The organism is Streptomyces sp. NPDC044704 (assembly GCF_056433525.1).
Genome location: NZ_JBWKGY010000033.1, coordinates 1 through 18805, shown reverse-complemented (window position 1 = coordinate 18805; position 18805 = coordinate 1). Strand labels below are relative to the sequence as shown.

Here is an 18805-nt window from a genome sequence, read left to right as displayed (position 1 = left end):
TACCCAAGGAAGGAGCACGATGGACGCATGGCTGGTCGACCTCGACCGGGTCGACCCCACCGACATCAGCGCGCACTATCCCGAGGGCCTCACCGAGGAGGAACTGCGGCGCGGCGCCGAGTTCGTCCACGCCCGCGCGGCCCACCGCTTCTACCGCGCCCGGCTCACCGTCCGCCGGCTGCTCGCCGACCGCCTGGGCCTGGCCGCGTCCGACCTGCGCATCCACTACGACCCCGCCGGCAAGCCGTACCTGCCCGACCAGCCCGGCACCCACGTCAGCTGGTCCCGCTCGGACGGACTGCTGCTCCTCGGGGCCACCGAGACCGGACCGGTCGGCGTGGACGTGGAACTGGTCCGCCCGGCCACCACCAGCCTGGACGTGCTCACCTTCGTCTACCCGGGCGTCCCGGCGAGCGCGACCCCCGAGACCTTCTTCCACGCCTGGACCCTGCTGGAGGCCGCGGTCAAGGCCACCGGCCGCGGCCTCACCGACGGCGCCCGCGAGGTCGACCTGGACTTCGGCCCGGACGGCGCCGTCACCCTGCGCGGCATCACCGGCCACGGCCCCGGGCCCTGGCACGGCCGGACCGCGCTCCAGCCCACCCGCCAGGACGCGCCCTGGGCGATGACCGCCTTCGTGTCCCGGGACCTGCCCCCGGTCACGGTCCTGCCCTGGCCCGGCCGGGAGCACGTCCGCGACCGGGCCGGGGCGGCCGCGCTCACGCCGCGGTGCTGAGCACCGCCGTACCGTCCGCGGCGATCGCGGTGAAACCCGTGTACGGAACCAGCGCGGGCGGCACGGTCACCGAGCCGTCCGCGCGCTGGTACTGCTCCAGGATCGCGACGAGGGTCCGGCCGACCGGCAGCGCCGACCCGTTCAGCGTCGCCGCGAACGCCTTCCCGCCGTCCCGGTCACGGACCCGGATGCCGGCCCTGCGGCCCTGGAAGTCCCCGCAGTCGGAGCAGGAGGAGATCTCCCGGTAGGTGCCCTGGCCGGGCAGCCACACCTCGATGTCGTACGTACGCCGGGCGGCGAACCCGAGGTCCCCCGCCCGCAGTTCCACGACCCGGTGCGCCAGACCCAGCCGCCGCAGGGCCGTCTCCGCGTGCCCGACCAGCAGCTCCAGTTCCTCGCGGGACCGGTCCGGGTGGCAGATCCGCACCAGCTCCACCTTCTCGAACTGGTGCAGCCGCACCAGCCCCCGCGTGTCCCGCCCGTAGGAGCCCGCCTCCGCCCGGTAGCAGGGGGTGAACGCGGTCAGGGCCAGGGGCAGTTCGCCCTCCTGGAGGGTCTCCCCCCGGTACAGGTTGACCAGCGGCACCTCGGCCGTCGGGATCAGCAGCAGGTCACGGTCGGCGGCGTGCGTCGCGAACAGGTCGTCGGCGAACTTCGGCAGCTGCCCGGTGCCCGTCATCGTCTCCCGGCTCACCAGGTGCGGCACGCCGTGCTCCACGTACCCGTGCTCCCCGGTGTGCAGGTCCAGCAGGAACGAGGCCAGCGCCCGCTCCAGCCGGGCCCCCGCGCCCCGCGTCACGGCGAACCGCGAACCCGACAGCTTCGCGGCCCGCACCTGGTCGAGGATCCCCAGCCGGGTCCCGACGTCCACGTGGTCGCGCGGGGTGAACTCGAAGCCCGGAGGCTCCCCGAAGACCCGGCGCACCACCGGCGGATCCTGCTCGGTCCCGTCGGGGACGTCCGGGTAGGGCCGGTTGGGGACGGCCAGCAGCAGCGTGTCCAGGGACTCCTGGGCCTCCCGGAGCTCCTCGGACACCGACCGCAGCCGCTCCTTGGCCTCCTGGATCCGGGCGCGCGCGGCCGCGTCGGGCCGCACCCCGCTGCGCGCGGAGCGGTTCTGCTCCGCCCGCAGCTTGTCCCGTTCGGCGATGAGCCGGGCCCGCAGGCCGGTCAGGTCGCGCAGGGCGGTGCGGTCCAGGCGGTGGCCGCGGCGGGCCAGGTCGGCCTCCGCGGAGTCCTGGAGCAGGATGTGCGGATCGTGCATGACGGCTCCTCAGCCCTTGTGGTGACGTCGGTCCTTGTCGGTCACGTCAGTCCTCGTCGGTGACGTGCGCGGTGGCGATCGCCCGGTAGCGTCCGGGATCCCGGGACCTCAGCCACCGGGCGTAGCCGAGCCCGCCGAGCGCGGCGCCGGCCATCAGCCAGGGGATCCGGTTGACCCAGACCGAGGTGGTGCCGGTGACCAGGGCGAAGTTGTCCAGCAGCAGCACCAGCGCACCCGTCAGCCCGGCGAGGGCCAGCAGCGGCGCGAGCCGGGTCCGCCACCAGTGCCCGTCGGGGCGCCGCCGGAAGAAGACCAGTACGGAGACGGCCACGGCCGCCTGGAGCCCGACGATGCCGACCGTCCCGAGGGCCAGCATGGTCGTCGCGAGCGTCGTGTACGGATGGGCCCCCGCGAGCGCGAACACCCCGCACACCAGCGCCGTGACCACCGACAGCACCACGCTCGCCCGGTACGGGGAGGAGTGCCGCGGGTGCACCCGGGCCAGCGAAACCGGCAGCACCCGCTCCCGGCCCAGGACGAACAGGTACCGGTTCGCGGCGGTGTGCAGCCCGAGCAGCGCCCCGAACAGGCTGGTGCACAGCAGCACCTGCATCACGCCCGTCGCGAAGCCGCCCAGGTAGCCGTCGGACAGCCGGAAGAACAGGTCGCCGAGTTCCCGCTCCGCCCGGCCGGCCACCTCGTCCGCGCCGATCGCCCCGACGGCCGCCCAGCTGACCACCGCGAAGAACACGGTGATGAGCACGACGGAGACGTAGGTGGCGACCGGCACGCTGCGCCGCGGGTTCCGGCTCTCCTCGCCGTACAGCGCGGCCGCCTCGAAGCCCACGTACGAGATCAGGGCGAACATCAGCGCCACCCCGAGCCCGGGGGAGAAGACCGTGTCCGGCCGGAAGGAGGCGGCCGGGAGGGTGTCCGCGCCGCGCCGCAGGGCGATGGCCAGCGCCAGCAGGCCGAGCACCGCCACCTCGGCGACCATGAGGACCGCCAGCAGCCGGGCGCTCAGGTCGATCCGCCGGTAGCCCATCACCGCCGTCAGGGCCAGCGCCCCGCCCGTCCACACCGGCCAGGGCACGGGCAGGCCGTGCGCGCCGGACACGAGCTCCGCGAAGTACCCGAAGGCACCCGCGACCCCGGCGACGGCCGCCGTGTACGCGGTGACGGCGGTCAGCCCGCCCGCGACGGCGAGCGGCCGGCCCAGGCCCTGCCCGATGTACGTGTAGAACCCGCCCGCGCCCACCACGTGCCGGCTCATCGCCGCGTACCCGACGGAGAAGCACAGCAGGATCAGCCCGGCGAGGGCGAAGGTGGCGGGCACCCCCGCGCCGTTGCCGATGGCGTAGGCGAGGGGGACCGAACCGACCACCCCGGACATCGGGGCCGCCGCCGCGACCACGAGGAACACGATCCGGGGGGTCGTCAGGGTGCGGCGCAGCCCGGGCGCGGCGGACCCGGCCCCGGCCGCGGGTCTCGCGGGGATCGTGGACGTCACCGGATCACCTCGGGTGGTTGCGGATGATGTCGACGGCCTCCGGGATGCCCATGTACGGCAGCCGCACCTCGGCCATGTCGTCGGTCCACTGCTCGGCGAGGTCGTAGCGCTGCTTCGGGGTGGTCTCCAGCAGCTTGCAGCCGGGGAAGACCTCGTACCCGTCCAGCAGCCGCGCGTGGGCGAACATGCCCTCCTGGAACAGCTCCTCGCGCTCCAGCACGAACTCCTCCGACGGCAGCTCGTCCCACAGCTGCCGGCCGCGCCGGATGAGCTCGATCAGCCGCGGCCGGTACGAGGGATGGCGCGCCAGGTGCTCGCGGACGATGGAGCTGCCCACGGTCAGGTGGCGGATCTCGTCGATCGAGGCACCGCGCGCGATCTCGGCGGCGGCCGGGTCCAGCAGCGTCCACTTGCGCTCGCTGAGCTCGGCCGCGGGCGCCAGCACCCCTTCGATGACGATGGTGAACACGGCGACCGCGCCGATGAAGTCGCCCTCGTCGCGCACCACGGTCGTGGCGAACTCGGCGATCGGGTTCAGCACCCGCCGGGTGTAGTCGGCGCCCTGCTGCGTGATGAAGTCCAGCAGCCCCGCGGCGGGCACCCCGAGGTCCACCAGGTGCTTGCGGAAGATCATCGCGTGCCGGGCCTCGTCGACGACCTGCGTGGTGAAGAACTCCTGCTCGACGACGCCGGGCGCGCCGATCACGTAGTGGGAGAGCACCTCGACCGCCCGCGACTCGGCCAGCGAACGGTTGCCGAGCTCCAGCACCAGCGCCTCGCGCAGTGGACCGTCCTCGCGCATGTGGGCGGGGGTGACCGCGTCGTGACCGGCTTCGGCGCGTCCGCGCAGGGTGCCCTGGGCGACGGCCGACAGCCAGTAGCCCAGGTCGCACTCGTCGGCGGTCAGGGTCATCTCCTGCGCGCCGTCGAGCAGGTTGGGGGCACGGTCCCAGTCGGCCTCGACGGGGATCTGCGGAACGGTGGTCATGACACCTCGCTGGGAGTGACGGAAGAGGCGGGAACGACGGAACCCGCGGACACGACGGAACCCGCGGGGGTGACGGCGGCGCTGTGCATGCGGCCGGCGAAGCTGAGCATGGGGGAGTCGACGGTGTGGCTGCCGCCCGTGACCTCGGCGAGGAGCATGTCGTGGTCGCCGACCTGGTGCCAGCCCAGGACCCGGCAGGCCATGTGGGCCAGGCTCCCGCCGAGCAGCGGAGCACCCGTGAGCGGATCGGTGGACCAGTCGAAGCCCTCGAACTGGGCGTCGCCGAGCGGACGTCCCGGATTGGCGAAGCGGCGGGCCACGTCGTTCTGCGCCGAGGCCAGGACGTTCACCGAGAACCGGCCCGCCCTGCGCACCAGCGAGGCGAACGTCGAGGTGGGCCGCAGACAGGCCCCCAGCACCAGCGGGTCCCGGGACAGGGTCACCACCGCGCTCGCCGTGGTGCCGTGCCGGACCCCGCCCTGGCTGACGGTCAGCACCGTCACGCTCGACGCCAGGCGGCGCAGCGCCAGCCGGGCCGCCTCCGGATCCTCGTACCCCTCGGCGGGCCCGGACACCGAACGGTCCGTGAGCCAGGCCGGATAGCGGCTCACCGGTGCGCCCCGACCGCCGGGGCCGCGCCGGCCGCGGCGGCCTGCTCCTCGTAGGGCAGCGGGACCGGGCCGTCGGTGGCCGCGCGGCGCTTCAGCATCGCCGTCACCCGGTCCACCAGCGGCGTCGGCACCGGCTCGAAGGGCAGCCCGAACGGCTTCAGGAAGTTCCCGAAGACGCCCCGGTCGCCGAACACGTGGAACGGCAGCGCCAGCAGCGCCCACTCCGGCCCGATCAGCCACATCCACAGCACGCCGACGAGGGCCACGCTGAGCAGGCTGTGCATCGTGTTGTACAGGACGTAGTACGCCTTGTGGATCCGCCCGTCGGGGCTGCGCCGGTAGGCGATGGCGCCCGGGATGTAGCCCAGCAGGTCGATGTACAGGAACAGGCCGATCGCCGCGATCCAGCGGATGTCCGTGAAGTGCCACAGGATCAGACCGATCGTCACCGCGAAGGCGACGAGGTACTCGGCGCGGTGCAGGTTGAACGTGACCGGTGACTCCACCGGATTCTTGATGTCCATGAGGGATGTCCTTCCGACGGGCAGCTGATCAGGACAGCCGCAGGGGGCTGCCGGCGAAGTAGTCGGCCAGCTCCGCGGCCACGCTGGCGCGCGACGGCGGGTGGAAGGCCAGGGCGCGCACCGCGCCCGCCAGGTACGCCACGTCCGCGGAGCGGATGAAGGCCATCCCGCCGAGCAGTTCCACGGCCTGGTCGACGGCCGAGGCGAGCAGGTCCTGCGCCGCGTAGCGGGCGGTGAGCACCGCCGCCACCGCCTCGTCGCCGTCGACGCCGTCCTCCATCGCCCGGGCCGCGCCCTCGACGAGGCCGACGGCGGCGTCGAGCCGGACCGCCAGCCGGGCCCGTTCGTCGGCCGTGCCCCGCGCGCCGGCCAGCACCCGGGCGACGAGCGCCGAGGCGGCGCCCACGTACGTGGAGGTGGCGAGGAGTTCGAACCAGGTGAACCCGGCCGTCTGCAGGTCGTCGAGCCGGTCGGCGTCCTCGGGGGTGCTGTGGATGACGAGGTCCCGCGGCACCTCCACGTCGGTCAGCAGGACCTCGTCGCTCTGCGCGGCCGCCAGCACGGGCGTCCCCCAGAACGGCCGGGTCCCGACGCCGGGGGAGGAGGCCGGGATGAGCATCAGCGCCAGACCGGAGCGCCCGTCCTCCCCCGTCACCTGCACGCTCGCCGTGAGCACGTCCATCGAACGGGACAGGCTGCACGGCTTCTTCGACCCGTTGACCCGGTACCCGCCGGGCGTGCGCTCCGCGACGACGGACGGCGCCAGGATGTTCTGGCTGGTACGCCCCTCCGCCCAGCCGGAGGCCAGCAGCAGCCCCTCCGGGGCCACCGCCCGCATCAGCTTCAGCTGGGCCGGGGTGAGCCGGCCGGTGGCCTCCGCCAGCCGGAACAGCATCGCGACGGTGAAGTGGTGCATCGTCGAGGCGACCCCCAGCGAGGGCGAGGCGGCGGCGACCGCCCGCTGCACCCGCACCGCCTCCAGCGGCCTCGCGGCCGCGCCGCCGTACGCGGCGGGCACGAGCAGTCCGGGACCGCCGAACTTGCGGTACAGCTCCAGCACCGGACTGTCCGCGCTCTCCCGCGCCCCGCCCTCCGCAGAGGTGAGCGGCAGGTCCTCAAGCGCGTCGAGAAGACCTGGATGGAATTGCTCGCAGATCCCGCGCGCTGTCGTCAGGGAACGCATCGGCGTGTTCTCCTCGGGCTCTCTCGGAATTCTCCTCCGGACCGGTGAATGCATTCCTGTGATCCGAAAGCCAATATTCGGAAAGCAGTGTTTCACTCACCGTCTGACTGAGGCCTGACACCCTTCTGACCAGTGCATTCGTCTGACCCTTCCCTGACCGGCAGCTGACCGCCACCCCCTGTGGCACTTGTGGCGGCGCGCCGCCCGTGCCATAAGTGGGGAAGTGCCCGCGGGAGAATGGATCTGAAATGACCGGAACGATTCTGGAGACGGATGCCGCACTCGACGCCATCCGGCGGTACGCGGACGCCGGAAATCCGAGCGCGTATTTCGCCTTCAGTGACGGGAACAGCTATTTCCGGCTCCCGGACCAGCCCGGGATCATCGTCTACCGGCCCGTGGGCCGCTACCTGGTGCAGTTCGGCGGCCCCTTCGCGCCCTTCACCCCGGCCGGACCGGACGGCCCCCGGGCCCGGCTCCTCGCCGGCTTCACCGCCTTCGCCGCGGAACAGGGCCGCGAGATCGTCTCGGTACAGCTCCAGGGCGCGGACGCCGACGTCTACGTCGACCAGGGCTTCACCGTGAACCAGATGGGCGCCTCCTACGCCGTCGACCTGGAGACCTTCACCCTGGCCGGCACCAGGTTCATGCAGCTCCGCAACAAGATCTCCCGGGCGCTGCGCAGCGGCCTGGAGATCAAGGAGGTCCCCTTCGAGGACCACGCCGACCAGATCGCCGAACTCGACACCGCCTGGCTCGCCACCAAGGGCGAGGGCGTCAAACCGCTGGAGTTCCTCGTCGGCCAGACCGGCGGCCGCTACCAGCCGCTGCGCCGCCTCTTCGCCGCCGTCCGCGACGGACAGCTCATCGGCTACGTCTCCTACGCCCCCGTCTACGGACCGCGGCCCGGCTGGATGCACGACCTGAGCCGGCGCCGGCCCGACTCCCCGCCCGGGGTGATGGAGGCCCTCAACAAGGCGGCCATCGACGTGTTCACCGCCGAGGGCATCCGCTGGCTGCACTTCGGCTTCACCCCCTTCACCTCCCTGACGGCCCCCCAGTTCCCGGGCCACAGCCGGGGCTTCCACTGGTTCATGGAGCACCTCTGGGAGCACGGCGCGCACATCTACCCGGCGCGCACGCAGCTGGAGTACAAGCAGAAGTGGGCGCCCTCCGCGGTGCTGCCCGAGTACATCGCCTTCCAGCACCGGGCCAGCCTGCCCGCGCTGGTCCACGTCTTCCGCGCCTGCAACGCGGTCTGAGAGGGAGGCCCCGATGTCCGAGGAGACCGGGACGACCGAGGAGATCCAGGCCCAGGGCCTGCTGGTCGTCGAACAGTTCCAGGCCTGCGCCGCCGCCCCCGACGACCTGGAGGCGGCCCGCGCCAGCGACGAGGGCCTCGCCCGCCTCGACGCCCTGCTCCGCGAAGGAGCCGCCGCGTCCTGACCCCCACCACCCCTCCCCACCACCCCTCCCCGCCCGCGCCCCCGTACGGATCCCCGTACGGGGGCGCGGCCGTGGGCGGTCCCGGCACGCGGAGAGCGGGGCGGCGGGGGAATCCCCCCACCGCCCCGCACCGGCCCCGCCCGGCCCTCAGCGCAGCGCCGGGCGGGTGCGCACCACCGTGCCGGCCGGGCCGCGCACCAGCATCGGGCGCCGCCGCAGGGCCGGTCCGGGCGCCGCCTGGACCGGCCCGGAGGCCGGGCACAGGTGCGCGAGGAGGAGGTCCTGCACCACCGGGCCGCCGGAGCCGGCCAGCAGCTCGTGACGGTCGTGGACGACGGCCCGCCGGTCCAGCAGGACGCCCTGCCCGGGCGCGGGCGCCGCCTCCACGGGCGGTGCGCCGCGCCCCGGCCCGTACAGCAGCGAGCGCAGGCTCCCCGCACCCTCCCGGCCGGCCACCGCCACCAGCGTGAACGCGCAGCCGGCCGGAGCCGGCCCGGGTGGCTCCACCCGTACCGCCGCCCCGGCGGGGGCGACCGTACGGATGCGGTGCAGCTCGATCAGCCAGTCGGCGTGGATGTCGAGCCACGGCCCGCTGAGGGTGCGCCGCAGCAGGGCCGACAGCCCCGCCGCCAGCCGCCGGTCCGCGAGGTCCCGTACCGGGTTCGCGGGCCCGGCGGCCGCCGGGGCGGGCACGTACTGGAACAGCCAGTCGTCGTCCGCCGTCCACGACATCCGCAGCCGCAGGACGCGCCCCGGATCCTCCCCGAAACCGGCCGCGACCACCGCGGGCACGGGCGGCAGCCCGGCCAGGGCGAAACCGTGCTCGCGCAGCGCGTGCCCACTCGGCGACGGCACGGCCCTCAGCCCGCGGCGACGGGGGTGCGCTCGGCGGACAGCCGCGCCAGCTCCAGGCGCTCGTCGAGGTGGCGGGCGGAGGAGTTGGCCCGCCACAGCGCGCCGCGGGCGATGCCCCGGCGCATGTGGGCGGTGTCGGCGCTCGGGATGACCACGTTGTGGAACCAGCCCGCCGCGTGCTGCGAGTCGATGGTGATGTGCAGCCGGTGGTAGGTGATCCCGACCTCGGGCAGGCCGAGCCGCTCCCAGGCCCGGACGACGTTGCGGAACCGGTCCGGGGCCAGCCACTCCGTCATCCCGAGGAAGCCGACCGCCTCGGGGTACAGGTGGCGGTAGCGGCACAGCAGCACCGCGAGGTTCCCGGAGTGCAGGTCGGTGGTGGTCATGGCCGCTTCGAGGTCCTCGGCGCGGACGTCGAAGACCTCGTAGATCTTGTTGAAGAGGTGGGTGTGCACGGCCTCCGGGTCGCCGTTGCCCATCTCGTCCCAGTAGTTGCCGGCGATCTCCATCTTGCTCGCCCCGGCCGTGCCGATCTGCATCATCGCGAGGAAGTCGTCGAAGCGGCCGTCGATCAGCGACTCCTGGATGACGTACGTGCGCAGGTCCTCGGCGCGCGCCTCGCGGTTGATGAAGTCGGTGTAGTAGGGGTGCTTGAACGCGCGGTGCTTGCGGACGAGGCCCTTGAGCCAGGACAGGAACTGCTTGGGGTCGGCGGGCGCCGACTCCAGCAGCCCGGGCTCCAGGTGGGCGTCCTCGGTGGTGAGGGTGGCGTGCTCCAGCAGCCGGGTGACCTCGTGGAGCAGTACGGAGCCCTCGGCCGTCGGCCGCGACGGTATCTGCATCACCGTCTGGTAGATCCGCGACAGCAGGAGCTGCTGCTGGTAGTGGGCGTCGTCCCGGTCGGGGCCGGCCACCGCGGCGGTGTTCATGCGGGTGACCGCCTCGACGACGCGGGCCCGCTCGCCGAGGTACTTGGCGTCGACCTCGTCGGCGTCCACGGTCAGCCAGGACGAGACCTCCTCCACGAGCGCGGCGGCGTCGGTCCTGCGGATCGCGGGAACGTTGGGGTTGTCGGTGCTGGGCAACTGCGTCTCCATGTCTCTCGGGGTCGCTCGGGGTCGCTCGGGCGCTCGGGCCACAGGTGGCCGCTCGGGAAACGACGCCCGGCCGGTCGCGCCGGGCAGGGAAGGGAATCGGATCCGTCGACGGGAACCCGCGGGCGGATCGGCTGGATCCGCGTCCTCGCTCCGCGAGTCCGGGGACGAGAGGGGTGCCGGAGGGGGCCCGGGCCGGTGCGGCCGGGGCCCCTCATGCCAAAGACACGCGCACCCCTTGGTCGGATCGGGATGCGCGTGCCTGGGATGAGCACCTGCGGAGAGGGCAGGATTCGAACCTGCGTGGGCAGAGCCCGTCCGGCGGGTAACCCCACCGGACCCCATTCGGCCGCTTTGGGAACCTCTCCAACGGCCTTTCTCTGCCATCAGCTTGGCACGCCGTGGCTGACACGGTGCTGACGGATTCATGAGGGCCGAATTCGGCGGGAACGGTCAGGGGCCCATCAGCGCCCGCTGGGATAGTGAGGGGCGATCGAGCCACTTCACCAGATGCCAGGGGAGTTCCCGTGAGTGCCGAGACCGCCAAAATCGCTGTATCGCGTCTCTACAACGACGAGAACGGCGAATCGCATTTCATCGACGAGACGCTGGAGGTGACCGCCGTCAATTTCGCCCCGCCCGCGCCGCCGATCTTCGTTTCCGAGGGCGTGCCGGCCAAGCAGGCCGTCTACCTCTTCCTCCCGGCGGGGTACGTGGGCGACTTCCACCCCGCGCCGCGCCGCCAGATCATGACCCTGATCAGCGGTCTGCTGGAGTGCGGGGTCAGCGACGGCACCTGGCGCACCTTCACCCCGGGCAACACCCAGCTCGTCGAGGACACCGAGGGCAAGGGCCACGCCACCAAGGCCCTCCAGGACTGCGTGATGATCGTCTCGCAGCTCGCCGACTGAGCGTCCCCGCCGGCGTACGGAAAGCGGGAAGCGCAAGGGGGCCCGGGCCGATATCGGCCCGGGCCCCCTTTCCGTTCGCGCGTCAGCCCTTGACGTAGCCGAAGCTCTCGACGATCAGCCCGTTCTCCAGGCGGGTCACGTTGACCCCGCGGACGAAGTCCTTCGCGCCGGGGCCCCAGCGCAGCGTCCAGCGGCACACCGCGCGCTCGCCCGCCACCCAGACCTCCTCCACCTCGAACGTGGCCTGCGCGTTCGACGCGATCGAGGACCAGAACTGCAGACATTCGTCATATCCGACGTGCTTCGAACCGTCCGGGGCGGGCCCGGAGTTCTCCAGCCGGCAGTTCTCGGCGAGAAGGTCCTTCAGCAGTCCCGGGTCGTGCTGCTGGAATGCCTGGTTGAACTGGTCGATAACCTTGCGTGTCTGCTCGTCGGACATCGGAACTCCTCATGACTCATGGCTCACCGCGATCGGCCCGCCGGTCGGAACGGGCCGCAAGGGAAAGTAATACAGTCCAACAGCCCGCGCCGTCCGAGTAACCAGAAGTTCCGGCCATTCGAGTCAGTCGCACGTCAGTGCCCGCGCCCTACGTTCGTAGTATGACCACAGCAGACAGTGCGCCTCTCGCATTGGCCTATCAGCAGGCCATCGAATATCTGACGGGCCTCGCCGACCGGCCGGTGGGTGCCACTGCCGGCTCCGAACAACTGCTGAAAATGTTCGGTGGCCCGCTGCCCGACGGACCGGCCGACGCCACCGACACCATCGAGGTCCTCGGCCGGGCCGTCGCCGAAGGCGGCATCCCGACCGCCAACGGCCCCCGCTACTTCGGCTACGTCACCGGCGGCACCCTGCCCGTGGCCATCGCCACCGACTGGCTCGTCTCCGCCTGGGACCAGACCGCCAGCCTGTACAACCTCTCCCCGGCCATCGCCGTCGCCGAGGACGTCGCCGCCCAGTGGGTCCTCGAACTCCTCGGGCTGCCCGCCCACGCCTCCGTCGGCTTCCCCACCGGCTGCACCATGGCCCACCTGACCTCCCTCGCCGCCGCCCGCCACAAACTCCTCGCCGAAGCCGGCTGGGACGTGGAACGCGACGGCCTGGGCGGCGCACCCGACGTGGCGATCGTCGCCGGCGCCCAGCACCACATGACCATCGACCTCGCGGCCCGCTACCTCGGCTTCGGCACCGCACGCATCCGCAACGTCCCCGTCGACGACAAGGGCCGGATGATCCCCGCCGAACTCGACCGCACCCTCGCCGGGATCGAGGGGCCGGTCATCGTCTGCGCGCAGATCGGCGACGTCAACTCCGGCGCCGTCGACCCCGTCGGCGAGATCTGCGACATCGCCCACCGCCACGACGCCTGGGTCCACGTCGACGGCGCCTTCGGCCTGTGGGCCGCGGCCAGCCCCCGCCTGCGCCCCCTCGTCGAGGGCGTGGAACGGGCCGACTCCTGGGCGCTGGACGCCCACAAGTGGCTCAACGTCCCCTACGACTGCGGCATCGTCGTCATCGCCCACCCCGAAGCGCACCGCGCCGCCATGCTCAACGAGCGGGCCGGCTACCTGCCGCCCGGCACCGACGGCGAACGCGACGCCATCGAATGGGTCCCCGACTTCTCCCGGCGCGCCCGCAGCCTGCCCGTCTGGGCCGCGCTGCGCTCGCTCGGCCGCTCCGGCGTCGCCGACCTCGTCGACCGCTGCTGCGCCCACACCCGCCGCTTCGCGGAGCAGCTGGCCGGTGTCGAGGGGGTGGAACTCCTCAACGACGTCGTCCTCAACCAGCTGCTCGTCCGCTTCGGCGACGACGACCACGTCACCCGCGCCGTCATCGCCCGCATCCAGCGCAGCGGCGTCTGCTGGTTCGGCGGCACCCTCTGGGAGGGCCGGGCCGCGATGCGCGTCTCGGTCGTCAACTGGCGCACCACCGAGGAGGACGTGGACCGCAGCGTGCGGGTCGTCCTCGAATCCCTCGCCGCGGAACTCGCCGCCCCCTGACCTTCCCGCCCCCCTGACCTCCCCGCCCCCCACACCCGGGCCGGGCCCCGCCCCGGGGGCCCGGCCCGCGGGCGTACCAGGGCCCGGGTACGCGGGCGGCCCGGCCCGGGGAGCACCCCGGGCCGGGCCGCAGCCGTACGGGCAGCGGGAGCGCCGCTACCGCAGCTCCTCCTCACCGCAGCGCGCCACCCACTGGGCGAAGCCCTCCGACGCGTCGGCGCGCCCCGCCAGGTAGCCGCGCGCGAGACGCTCCACGTAGTCCGGGAGGTCCGCCGCGGTGGTCTTCAGACCGCGCGGCTTCTTCCCGAAACCGCCCTCCTGGTCCGCGGCCAGCGTCAGGCTGCCGCCCAGGTGCACCTGGAAGCCCTCGACCTGCCGGCCGTCCCCGTCCGTGACCAGCTGCCCCTTCAGCCCGATGTCGGCGACCTGCGTGCGCGCGCACGAGTTGGGACAGCCGTTGACGTTCACCCCGATGGACACGTCCTCGCCCGCCAGCCGCTTCTCCAGCTCCGCGACCAGCGTCGCCGCCCGCTCCTTCGTCTCGACGATCGCCAGCTTGCAGTACTCGATCCCCGTACAGGCCATCGTGTTCCGCCGCCAAGACGACGGCCGCGCCTCCAGCCCGATGCCCCGCAGCGCCTCCACCAGCGGCTCCGGATCGGCGACGTCCAGCACCAGCAGCTTCTGGTACGGGGTCAGCCGCACCCGGCCGCTGCCGTGCGCCTGCGCCACATCGGCCAGCGCCGCCAGTTTCGTCCCCGACAGCCGCCCCACCACCGGCGCCGCACCCACGTACGACAGCCCGTCGTGCTGCGGATGCACCCCGATGTGGTCGATCGGGACCGCCGGCAGCTCGGGCGCCGGCCCGTCCAGCAGCGGCCGCCCCAGGTACTCCTCCTCCAGGACCCGCCGGAACTCCGCCACACCCCAGTCCGCGATCAGGAACTTCAGCCGCGCCTTGTTCCGCAGCCGCCGGTAGCCGTAGTCGCGGAACAGCCGCGCCACCGCCACCCACACGTCCGGGACCTCCGCCAGCGGCACCCACACCCCGACGTGCCGCGCCAGGATCGGTACCGTCGACAGCCCGCCGCCCACCCACATGCCGAAGCCCGGGCCGTGCTCCGGGTGCACCGCCCCCAGGAACGCCAGGTCGTTGATCTCGTACGGGACGTCCGGCAGCCAGGACACCGCCGACTTGTACTTCCGCGGCAGGTTCGACAGCGACGGGTCCCCGACGTACCGGGCGGCGATCTCCCGCACGGCCGGGGTCGCGTCGAGCACCTCCGCCGCGCCCACCCCCGCCACCGGACTGCCCACGATGACCCGGGGACAGTCCCCGCACGCCTCCGTCGTGGACAGGCCCACCTCCTCCAGCCGGCGCCAGATCGCGGGCACGTCCTCGATCCGCACCCAGTGCAGCTGGATGTTCTGCCGGTCGGTGATGTCCGCCGTGTTCCGGGCGAAGCGCATCGACACGTCCGCGATCGCCCGCAGCTGCGCGAGGTCGAGGGTGCCGCCGTCGCTGCGCACCCGCATCATGAAGTGCTCGTCCTCCAGCTCCTCCGGCGCGAGCGAACCCGTCTTCCCGCCGTCGATGCCGGGCTTGCGCTGCGTGTACAGCCCCCACCAGCGCATCCGGCCGCGCAGGTCGTCGGGGTCGATGCTCGCGAAGCCCTCGCGGGCGTAGACCCGCTCGATGCGCTCGCGCACCAGCAGCGGGTCCTCGGCCCGCTTGAACTCCTCGTTGGCGTTGAGCGGTTCGCGTTCGCCCAGCGCCCACTGGCCCTCGGGGCGCTTGGCGGCGGTCCGTGCGGTCCGGACCGGCGGCGCGGCTGTTTCCGTCATCTGTCCGTGCTCCTACGGGGGCTGGGGGAGGGGGAGGAGTGCGGGGTCCGGGCCGGCTCAGGCGGTGCCGAGGCCCGCGACCGGGACGATCATTCCGCTGGGCAGCCAGCTCGTGGCCTCCGCGTGGTGGTGGCCGCCGGCCGCGCCGCCACCGCTGCCGGGCACGTACAGCACCGCCGTCGCGTACAGCTTCGCGGGCGCGGGGGCGGCCGTACCGCGGGCCCGCAGCCAGGCGTCGTACCCGGCGGAGGTGGGCAGCTCGCCCGGGAAGCGGGCACCGAGCGCCTTCAGGTACTCCACCGCGGCCGGACTGTTCGGCGCGTACCGCAGCGGGATGAGCTGGCCGGCGCTCGGGGAGAGCAGCGGCGCGGTGAACAGCCAGGGCGCCAGGTAGGTGCCCTCGGCGACGGTGCGGCCCGCCTCGACGTCCCGTACGGCCGTGTCCGCGCCCGCCCAGCCGGAGGTCACCACCAGCGGCTGCCGGCTCGAATCCGGCTTCCCGACGGAGATCCCCGCCCGGCCCGCCGCGGCCCGCACCTCGGCGGCCGCGGCCCGCCCGCGCGGCGAACCGTCCTCGACGAGCCCGATGGACCGCGCCCCGCGCCCGGCGAGGAACCCCACCGACTCCCGCAGCGCGGCCGCGTCCGCCGCGGCGAGCCCGTCGGCCGGGCAGCCCGTCGGCGGCTGCGCGTCCCCGCCGAGCAGGGCCCCGGCGGCGGCGCTCGCGCACTCCGGCCCGTCGTCGCCGCGCAGCGCCGCGAGGCCTTCGCCCCGCCCGGCGCCGTCCGCCCGGCCCGTGTCCACCGCCAGCGCGGCGACCGCGCCGCCCGACGACACCCACACCTGCCCCGGCCCCGCCGGGAGTTCCACCGGGACCCAGGTCAGCGTGGAGCCGGGCCGCAGTCCGCCCTTCGTGAGCCGGCCCCGGTCGGTGCCCGCCGAGGCCTCGCCGGCCCCGACGGCGACCAGGTTGAAGCCCGGCCGGTTCGGCACCACCATCACCGGCACCTGCTTGCCGCCCAGCCCGAGCGAGCCGAGCAGCGGCCCGCCCAGCGCCCGGGCCGGCCCGGCCGGCGGAGCCAGGGGCCCCGCCGAGACACCGGCCAGGACCGTACAGGCCACGGCCGCGGCGAAGTACGCCGAAACGCTCGCGCGGCGCCGCAGCAGGCCCCGGCGCAGCAGCAGCACGCCCAGCGCCAGGGCGGCGGTCAAGACGACCGCCGCCAGGAGGACTGCGCTCACCGTCGTACGACGCTGTCGCTGACGACGAACAGGACGCCGTGCGGCTGGCTGTCGCCGTAGTCGCCGTGCGGCCAGGAGGCCCGGTTGAAGCCGACGCAGGGCTTGCCGGTGTGCTCGTCGCGGAAGGACCGGTCGAGGGTCACGTTGCCGCGCCGGTCCAGGTCGAACATGCACACCCGGTGGTCGCCGCCACCGCCGAACGACCCGGCGACGAAGTAGTTGGCGACCGCGATGCGGCTCACGTTCTGCGTCTCGCGGTACACGCCGTCCGCGCCCCGCTTGAAGTTGTCCATGGCACCCCAGTGCGGGCCGCCCGAGCTCACGTCACGGATCGGCACGGTGCTGACGAGCTCCGGGCAGTCCCGCTCGCGGCCGCCGCGCGCGGCCTCGTTCAGGTCGTCGACGGAGCACTTGGCGCCCGTACCGGCCGCGAGGAGCTTCTGGATGTCCAGGACGTAGATCATGCCCGTGGTCTCCTCCAGCGGCTTGCCGTACGGTACCGACTGGCCCATCACCGTGTGGAAGAGGAACCGGTCGTCGGGGCTGACGGCCAGCCAGCTCGCGTTGTCGCCGCTGCCGGTGACCCCCGGGTCGCGCCGGAAGGTGCGGTAGGCGGTCGTGTCGTCGAAGACCTCCTTCCACTGCGGGGCGGGCGCGGTGATGTCCGGCGTGTAGAAGACGGCGCCGCCCGCCATCGAGGAGACGAACGCACCCTTGTGGCCGGGCCGGTTGGTCAGCGCGGTCTCCATGACGACCCGGGACTCGCGGAAGAACGCCCGCGGCTCCTGGGCCCCGCGCGGACCGTCGGCGACCTTGGACACCGAACGCAGCGTCGGGTTGTCGCGGTCCGCGATGTCGAAGACGCGGACGGTCTGGCGCGCCAGGTTCTCCCGCAGCTCGGAATCGGGGGTCATGAAGTTGCGGGCCTCGGCGAAGTCGCTCGCCACCATCACGTTGAGGTCCTCGCGGACGGCGATGCCGTGCGGGTTCGCGCAGCTCGCGGCGGGCAGCGCCGGGACGTTGCCGCACTGCGCCGGGTCCTCGCCGCCCTCGGTCGCCGCCGGGATCTCGGCGAGGGTCTTGCCGTCCTCGCCGATGCGGACGATCTCCCCGGGCGAGCCCGCCGCGCCGTTGCCGACCCGGACCTCGCCGTTGGTGTAGGTGCAGGGGCCGGTCACGTTCGGGCCGCCCATGTACGTCCCGTACGCGGTTCCGTCGCTCAGCACCTGATAGGCGTCGGGCAGGGTCCCGCACGGGGTGTCGACGGTCGTGTTGACACCGGCGATCGTCAGCGCGGGCAGCGCCTTCGCGTCGAACACGAAGGTGGTGTCGCTCATGATGCCGCCGGCGTAGATCCGGTCGCCCTTGTGCCACACGTACTGCATGTGGTGCGGCTCGTTGCCGTTGTTCGGGCCGACGGTGACGGTGTTGGCGACCTTGCCGTACGTGGGGGAGCCCGGGGTGGCGTCGATGACGGTGAGGAAGTCGGGCGCGGGCTGCTTGGCCGGACCCGACCAGACGAGCATCCACTCCCGGCCCGGGCCTTTGGCCGCCGACACCAGGTGGTTGGTGGCCGAGTAGGTGACGCCGTCGCTGCCCTGGAAGGTGGACGTCCAGGTTTCCGGCGTGCCGGCGGCGGCGGGTTCCGCTCCGGTGAGCATGGAGGCGGTCAGTCCCACCGCCGACAGACAGAGTGCGAGGCGGCGTATCAGCCTTCCTCGTCGCGGTCCTTGCAGGCTCATTTCTCCGCTTGCCCTCTCCGGGGGGTGTCGGCCAGAATGCGTAAACCGGCCAGTCGGTGGCTGTTTTCGGTGAATGGCAATTTCTGGCCCGCCGGCCAGCACGGGTTTCCAAGGCATTTCCGGCCCACTATGGCACAGGGGTGCTGGCGGTCCGCTGATGCGCGGCTTACCGCCCGCTGACCGCACTCCGCAAAACCCCTGAAATGCGTAAAACCCCTGGTCGCCGCCCGGTTCGGGTCGAAAATGCCCGCGATCAGCGGACCGTCAGCGATTCCTGCGCCGGCATTGCTAATCTCGGCAGCGTAATTTCTGACCGCTCACCGCGTTCCCCATTCGTGAGGAAGTCGCCGCGTGCGGAGCCTGTGAAGAAATCGCCGTGTGAAGAAATTGCCGTGTGAAGGAGTCACCGGATGGTGAAGACCCGAGCGGACGGAGATCTCGCCACGCTGGCCGAACGCGCGGGCCGGGACCTCGAAAAGGCCTCCCCGCCGGAAATCCTGCGCTGGGCGGCCGAGACCTTCGGGAGGAAATTCTGCGTGACCTCCTCCATGGAGGACGCGGTCGTCGCACATCTGGCGGCGCGCGCTCTCCCCGGTGTGGACGTGGTGTTCCTCGACACGGGTTACCACTTCGAGGAGACCATCGGCACCCGGGACGCGGTGGACGCGGTGATGGACGTCAACGTCATCACGCTCACCCCGCGGCAGAGCGTCGCGGAGCAGGACGCCGAGTACGGGCCGAGGCTCCACGACCGGGATCCGGACCTGTGCTGCGCGCTGCGGAAGGTCAGGCCGCTGGAAGAGGGCCTGACCGGCTACGAGGCCTGGGCTACGGGTCTGCGCCGTGACGAGTC

Annotated in this window: 18 protein-coding genes and 1 tRNA gene; 6 read left to right on the top strand and 13 right to left on the bottom strand. The window is 72.9% G+C overall.

What is annotated here, in order from left to right; all coding sequences use genetic code 11:
• The first annotated feature begins 19 nt into the window (after positions 1-19).
• Positions 20-736: a 4'-phosphopantetheinyl transferase family protein gene (locus AC07B0_RS38625; RefSeq protein ID WP_356879181.1), complete on the top strand. Its 717-nt coding sequence runs from the start codon at positions 20-22 to the stop codon at positions 734-736.
• Here AC07B0_RS38625 and serS read toward each other — a convergent pair.
• From serS to AC07B0_RS38595, 6 genes are read right to left on the bottom strand one after another with little or no spacing between them, the layout of a single operon-like run.
• Positions 720-2000, bottom strand: coding sequence for a serine--tRNA ligase (gene serS / locus AC07B0_RS38620; RefSeq protein ID WP_478900359.1), 1281 nt, complete (start codon positions 1998-2000; stop codon positions 720-722). The genes AC07B0_RS38625 and serS overlap by 17 nt on opposite strands.
• A gap of 46 nt (positions 2001-2046) precedes the next feature.
• Entirely contained in the window at positions 2047-3510 is a 1464-nt protein-coding gene (locus AC07B0_RS38615) for an APC family permease (RefSeq protein ID WP_478900358.1), read from the bottom strand.
• A gap of 4 nt (positions 3511-3514) precedes the next feature.
• Entirely contained in the window at positions 3515-4498 is a 984-nt protein-coding gene (locus AC07B0_RS38610; protein ID WP_478900356.1) for a ferritin family protein, read from the bottom strand.
• Positions 4495-5109: a flavin reductase family protein gene (locus AC07B0_RS38605; RefSeq protein WP_478900354.1), complete on the bottom strand. Its 615-nt coding sequence runs from the start codon at positions 5107-5109 to the stop codon at positions 4495-4497. Before AC07B0_RS38605 ends, AC07B0_RS38610 begins: the two co-directional genes overlap by 4 nt.
• Entirely contained in the window at positions 5106-5633 is a 528-nt protein-coding gene (locus AC07B0_RS38600; protein ID WP_356879171.1) for a hypothetical protein, read from the bottom strand. Before AC07B0_RS38600 ends, AC07B0_RS38605 begins: the two co-directional genes overlap by 4 nt.
• Before the next feature lie 28 nt (positions 5634-5661).
• Positions 5662-6816, bottom strand: coding sequence for an acyl-CoA dehydrogenase (locus tag AC07B0_RS38595; RefSeq protein WP_478900352.1), 1155 nt, complete (start codon positions 6814-6816; stop codon positions 5662-5664).
• 248 nt (positions 6817-7064) lie between these two features.
• Between AC07B0_RS38595 and AC07B0_RS38590 the strand changes: the two genes are divergently transcribed.
• Both AC07B0_RS38590 and AC07B0_RS38585 read left to right on the top strand, forming a co-directional pair.
• Complete coding sequence (locus AC07B0_RS38590; RefSeq protein ID WP_478865478.1) at positions 7065-8078, top strand: bifunctional lysylphosphatidylglycerol flippase/synthetase MprF; 1014 nt, start codon at positions 7065-7067, stop codon at positions 8076-8078.
• A 13-nt stretch (positions 8079-8091) separates the two neighbouring features.
• Positions 8092-8262 (top strand): hypothetical protein, encoded by a 171-nt coding sequence (locus AC07B0_RS38585; RefSeq protein WP_356879165.1) that lies wholly within the window; start codon positions 8092-8094, stop codon positions 8260-8262.
• Between the two features lie 147 nt (positions 8263-8409).
• Here AC07B0_RS38585 and AC07B0_RS38580 read toward each other — a convergent pair whose 3' ends face one another.
• The 3 genes from AC07B0_RS38580 to AC07B0_RS38570 all read right to left on the bottom strand — a co-directional run bounded on the left by AC07B0_RS38580 (position 8410) and on the right by AC07B0_RS38570 (position 10579).
• A complete protein-coding gene (locus tag AC07B0_RS38580; protein ID WP_478900350.1) occupies positions 8410-9117 on the bottom strand; it encodes a hypothetical protein in 708 nt (235 codons plus the stop codon).
• Positions 9118-9122: 5 nt separating this feature from the next.
• Positions 9123-10214: an iron-containing redox enzyme family protein gene (locus AC07B0_RS38575; protein ID WP_478900348.1), complete on the bottom strand. Its 1092-nt coding sequence runs from the start codon at positions 10212-10214 to the stop codon at positions 9123-9125.
• Between the two features lie 275 nt (positions 10215-10489).
• A tRNA-OTHER gene (locus tag AC07B0_RS38570) sits at positions 10490-10579 on the bottom strand.
• Positions 10580-10738: 159 nt separating this feature from the next.
• Here AC07B0_RS38570 and AC07B0_RS38565 point away from each other — a divergent pair.
• A complete protein-coding gene (locus AC07B0_RS38565) occupies positions 10739-11122 on the top strand; it encodes a cupin domain-containing protein (protein WP_356879159.1) in 384 nt (127 codons plus the stop codon).
• Between the two features lie 82 nt (positions 11123-11204).
• Here the strand turns inward: AC07B0_RS38565 and AC07B0_RS38560 are convergent, their stop codons facing one another.
• Positions 11205-11561, bottom strand: coding sequence for a nuclear transport factor 2 family protein (locus AC07B0_RS38560; RefSeq protein WP_356879157.1), 357 nt, complete (start codon positions 11559-11561; stop codon positions 11205-11207).
• 161 nt (positions 11562-11722) lie between these two features.
• Between AC07B0_RS38560 and AC07B0_RS38555 the strand changes: the two genes are divergently transcribed.
• A complete protein-coding gene (locus tag AC07B0_RS38555) occupies positions 11723-13123 on the top strand; it encodes a pyridoxal phosphate-dependent decarboxylase family protein (RefSeq protein ID WP_356879155.1) in 1401 nt (466 codons plus the stop codon).
• A 156-nt stretch (positions 13124-13279) separates the two neighbouring features.
• On the opposite strand, the gene AC07B0_RS38550 is transcribed toward AC07B0_RS38555, so the two are convergent.
• The 3 genes from AC07B0_RS38550 to AC07B0_RS38540 are packed head-to-tail and all read right to left on the bottom strand — an operon-like array spanning position 13280 to position 17889.
• Positions 13280-14968, bottom strand: a complete 1689-nt coding sequence (locus AC07B0_RS38550; RefSeq protein ID WP_478900346.1) for a nitrite/sulfite reductase — start codon at positions 14966-14968, stop codon at positions 13280-13282.
• A gap of 57 nt (positions 14969-15025) precedes the next feature.
• Positions 15026-16210, bottom strand: a complete 1185-nt coding sequence (locus tag AC07B0_RS38545; protein WP_356879151.1) for a hypothetical protein — start codon at positions 16208-16210, stop codon at positions 15026-15028.
• Positions 16207-17889, bottom strand: a complete 1683-nt coding sequence (locus AC07B0_RS38540) for a hypothetical protein (protein WP_469384035.1) — start codon at positions 17887-17889, stop codon at positions 16207-16209. Before AC07B0_RS38540 ends, AC07B0_RS38545 begins: the two co-directional genes overlap by 4 nt.
• Before the next feature lie 473 nt (positions 17890-18362).
• Between AC07B0_RS38540 and AC07B0_RS38535 the strand changes: the two genes are divergently transcribed.
• Positions 18363-18805 (top strand): phosphoadenosine phosphosulfate reductase domain-containing protein (locus AC07B0_RS38535; RefSeq protein WP_478900344.1); only part of this gene is annotated, 443 nt, incomplete at its 3' end.

Bases quoted from the DNA above. Each gene is read 5' to 3' on its own strand.
- AC07B0_RS38625 (WP_356879181.1), top strand. From the start codon at position 20: ATGGACGCATGGCTGGTCGACCTCGACCGGGTCGACCCCACCGACATC.
- serS (WP_478900359.1), bottom strand. From the start codon at position 2,000: ATGCACGATCCGCACATCCTGCTCCAGGACTCCGCGGAGGCCGACCTG.
- AC07B0_RS38610 (WP_478900356.1), bottom strand. From the start codon at position 4,498: ATGACCACCGTTCCGCAGATCCCCGTCGAGGCCGACTGGGACCGTGCC.
- AC07B0_RS38600 (WP_356879171.1), bottom strand. From the start codon at position 5,633: ATGGACATCAAGAATCCGGTGGAGTCACCGGTCACGTTCAACCTGCAC.
- AC07B0_RS38595 (WP_478900352.1), bottom strand. From the start codon at position 6,816: ATGCGTTCCCTGACGACAGCGCGCGGGATCTGCGAGCAATTCCATCCA.
- AC07B0_RS38590 (WP_478865478.1), top strand. From the start codon at position 7,065: ATGACCGGAACGATTCTGGAGACGGATGCCGCACTCGACGCCATCCGG.
- AC07B0_RS38585 (WP_356879165.1), top strand. From the start codon at position 8,092: ATGTCCGAGGAGACCGGGACGACCGAGGAGATCCAGGCCCAGGGCCTG.
- AC07B0_RS38575 (WP_478900348.1), bottom strand. From the start codon at position 10,214: ATGGAGACGCAGTTGCCCAGCACCGACAACCCCAACGTTCCCGCGATC.
- AC07B0_RS38560 (WP_356879157.1), bottom strand. From the start codon at position 11,561: ATGTCCGACGAGCAGACACGCAAGGTTATCGACCAGTTCAACCAGGCA.
- AC07B0_RS38555 (WP_356879155.1), top strand. From the start codon at position 11,723: ATGACCACAGCAGACAGTGCGCCTCTCGCATTGGCCTATCAGCAGGCC.
- AC07B0_RS38550 (WP_478900346.1), bottom strand. From the start codon at position 14,968: ATGACGGAAACAGCCGCGCCGCCGGTCCGGACCGCACGGACCGCCGCC.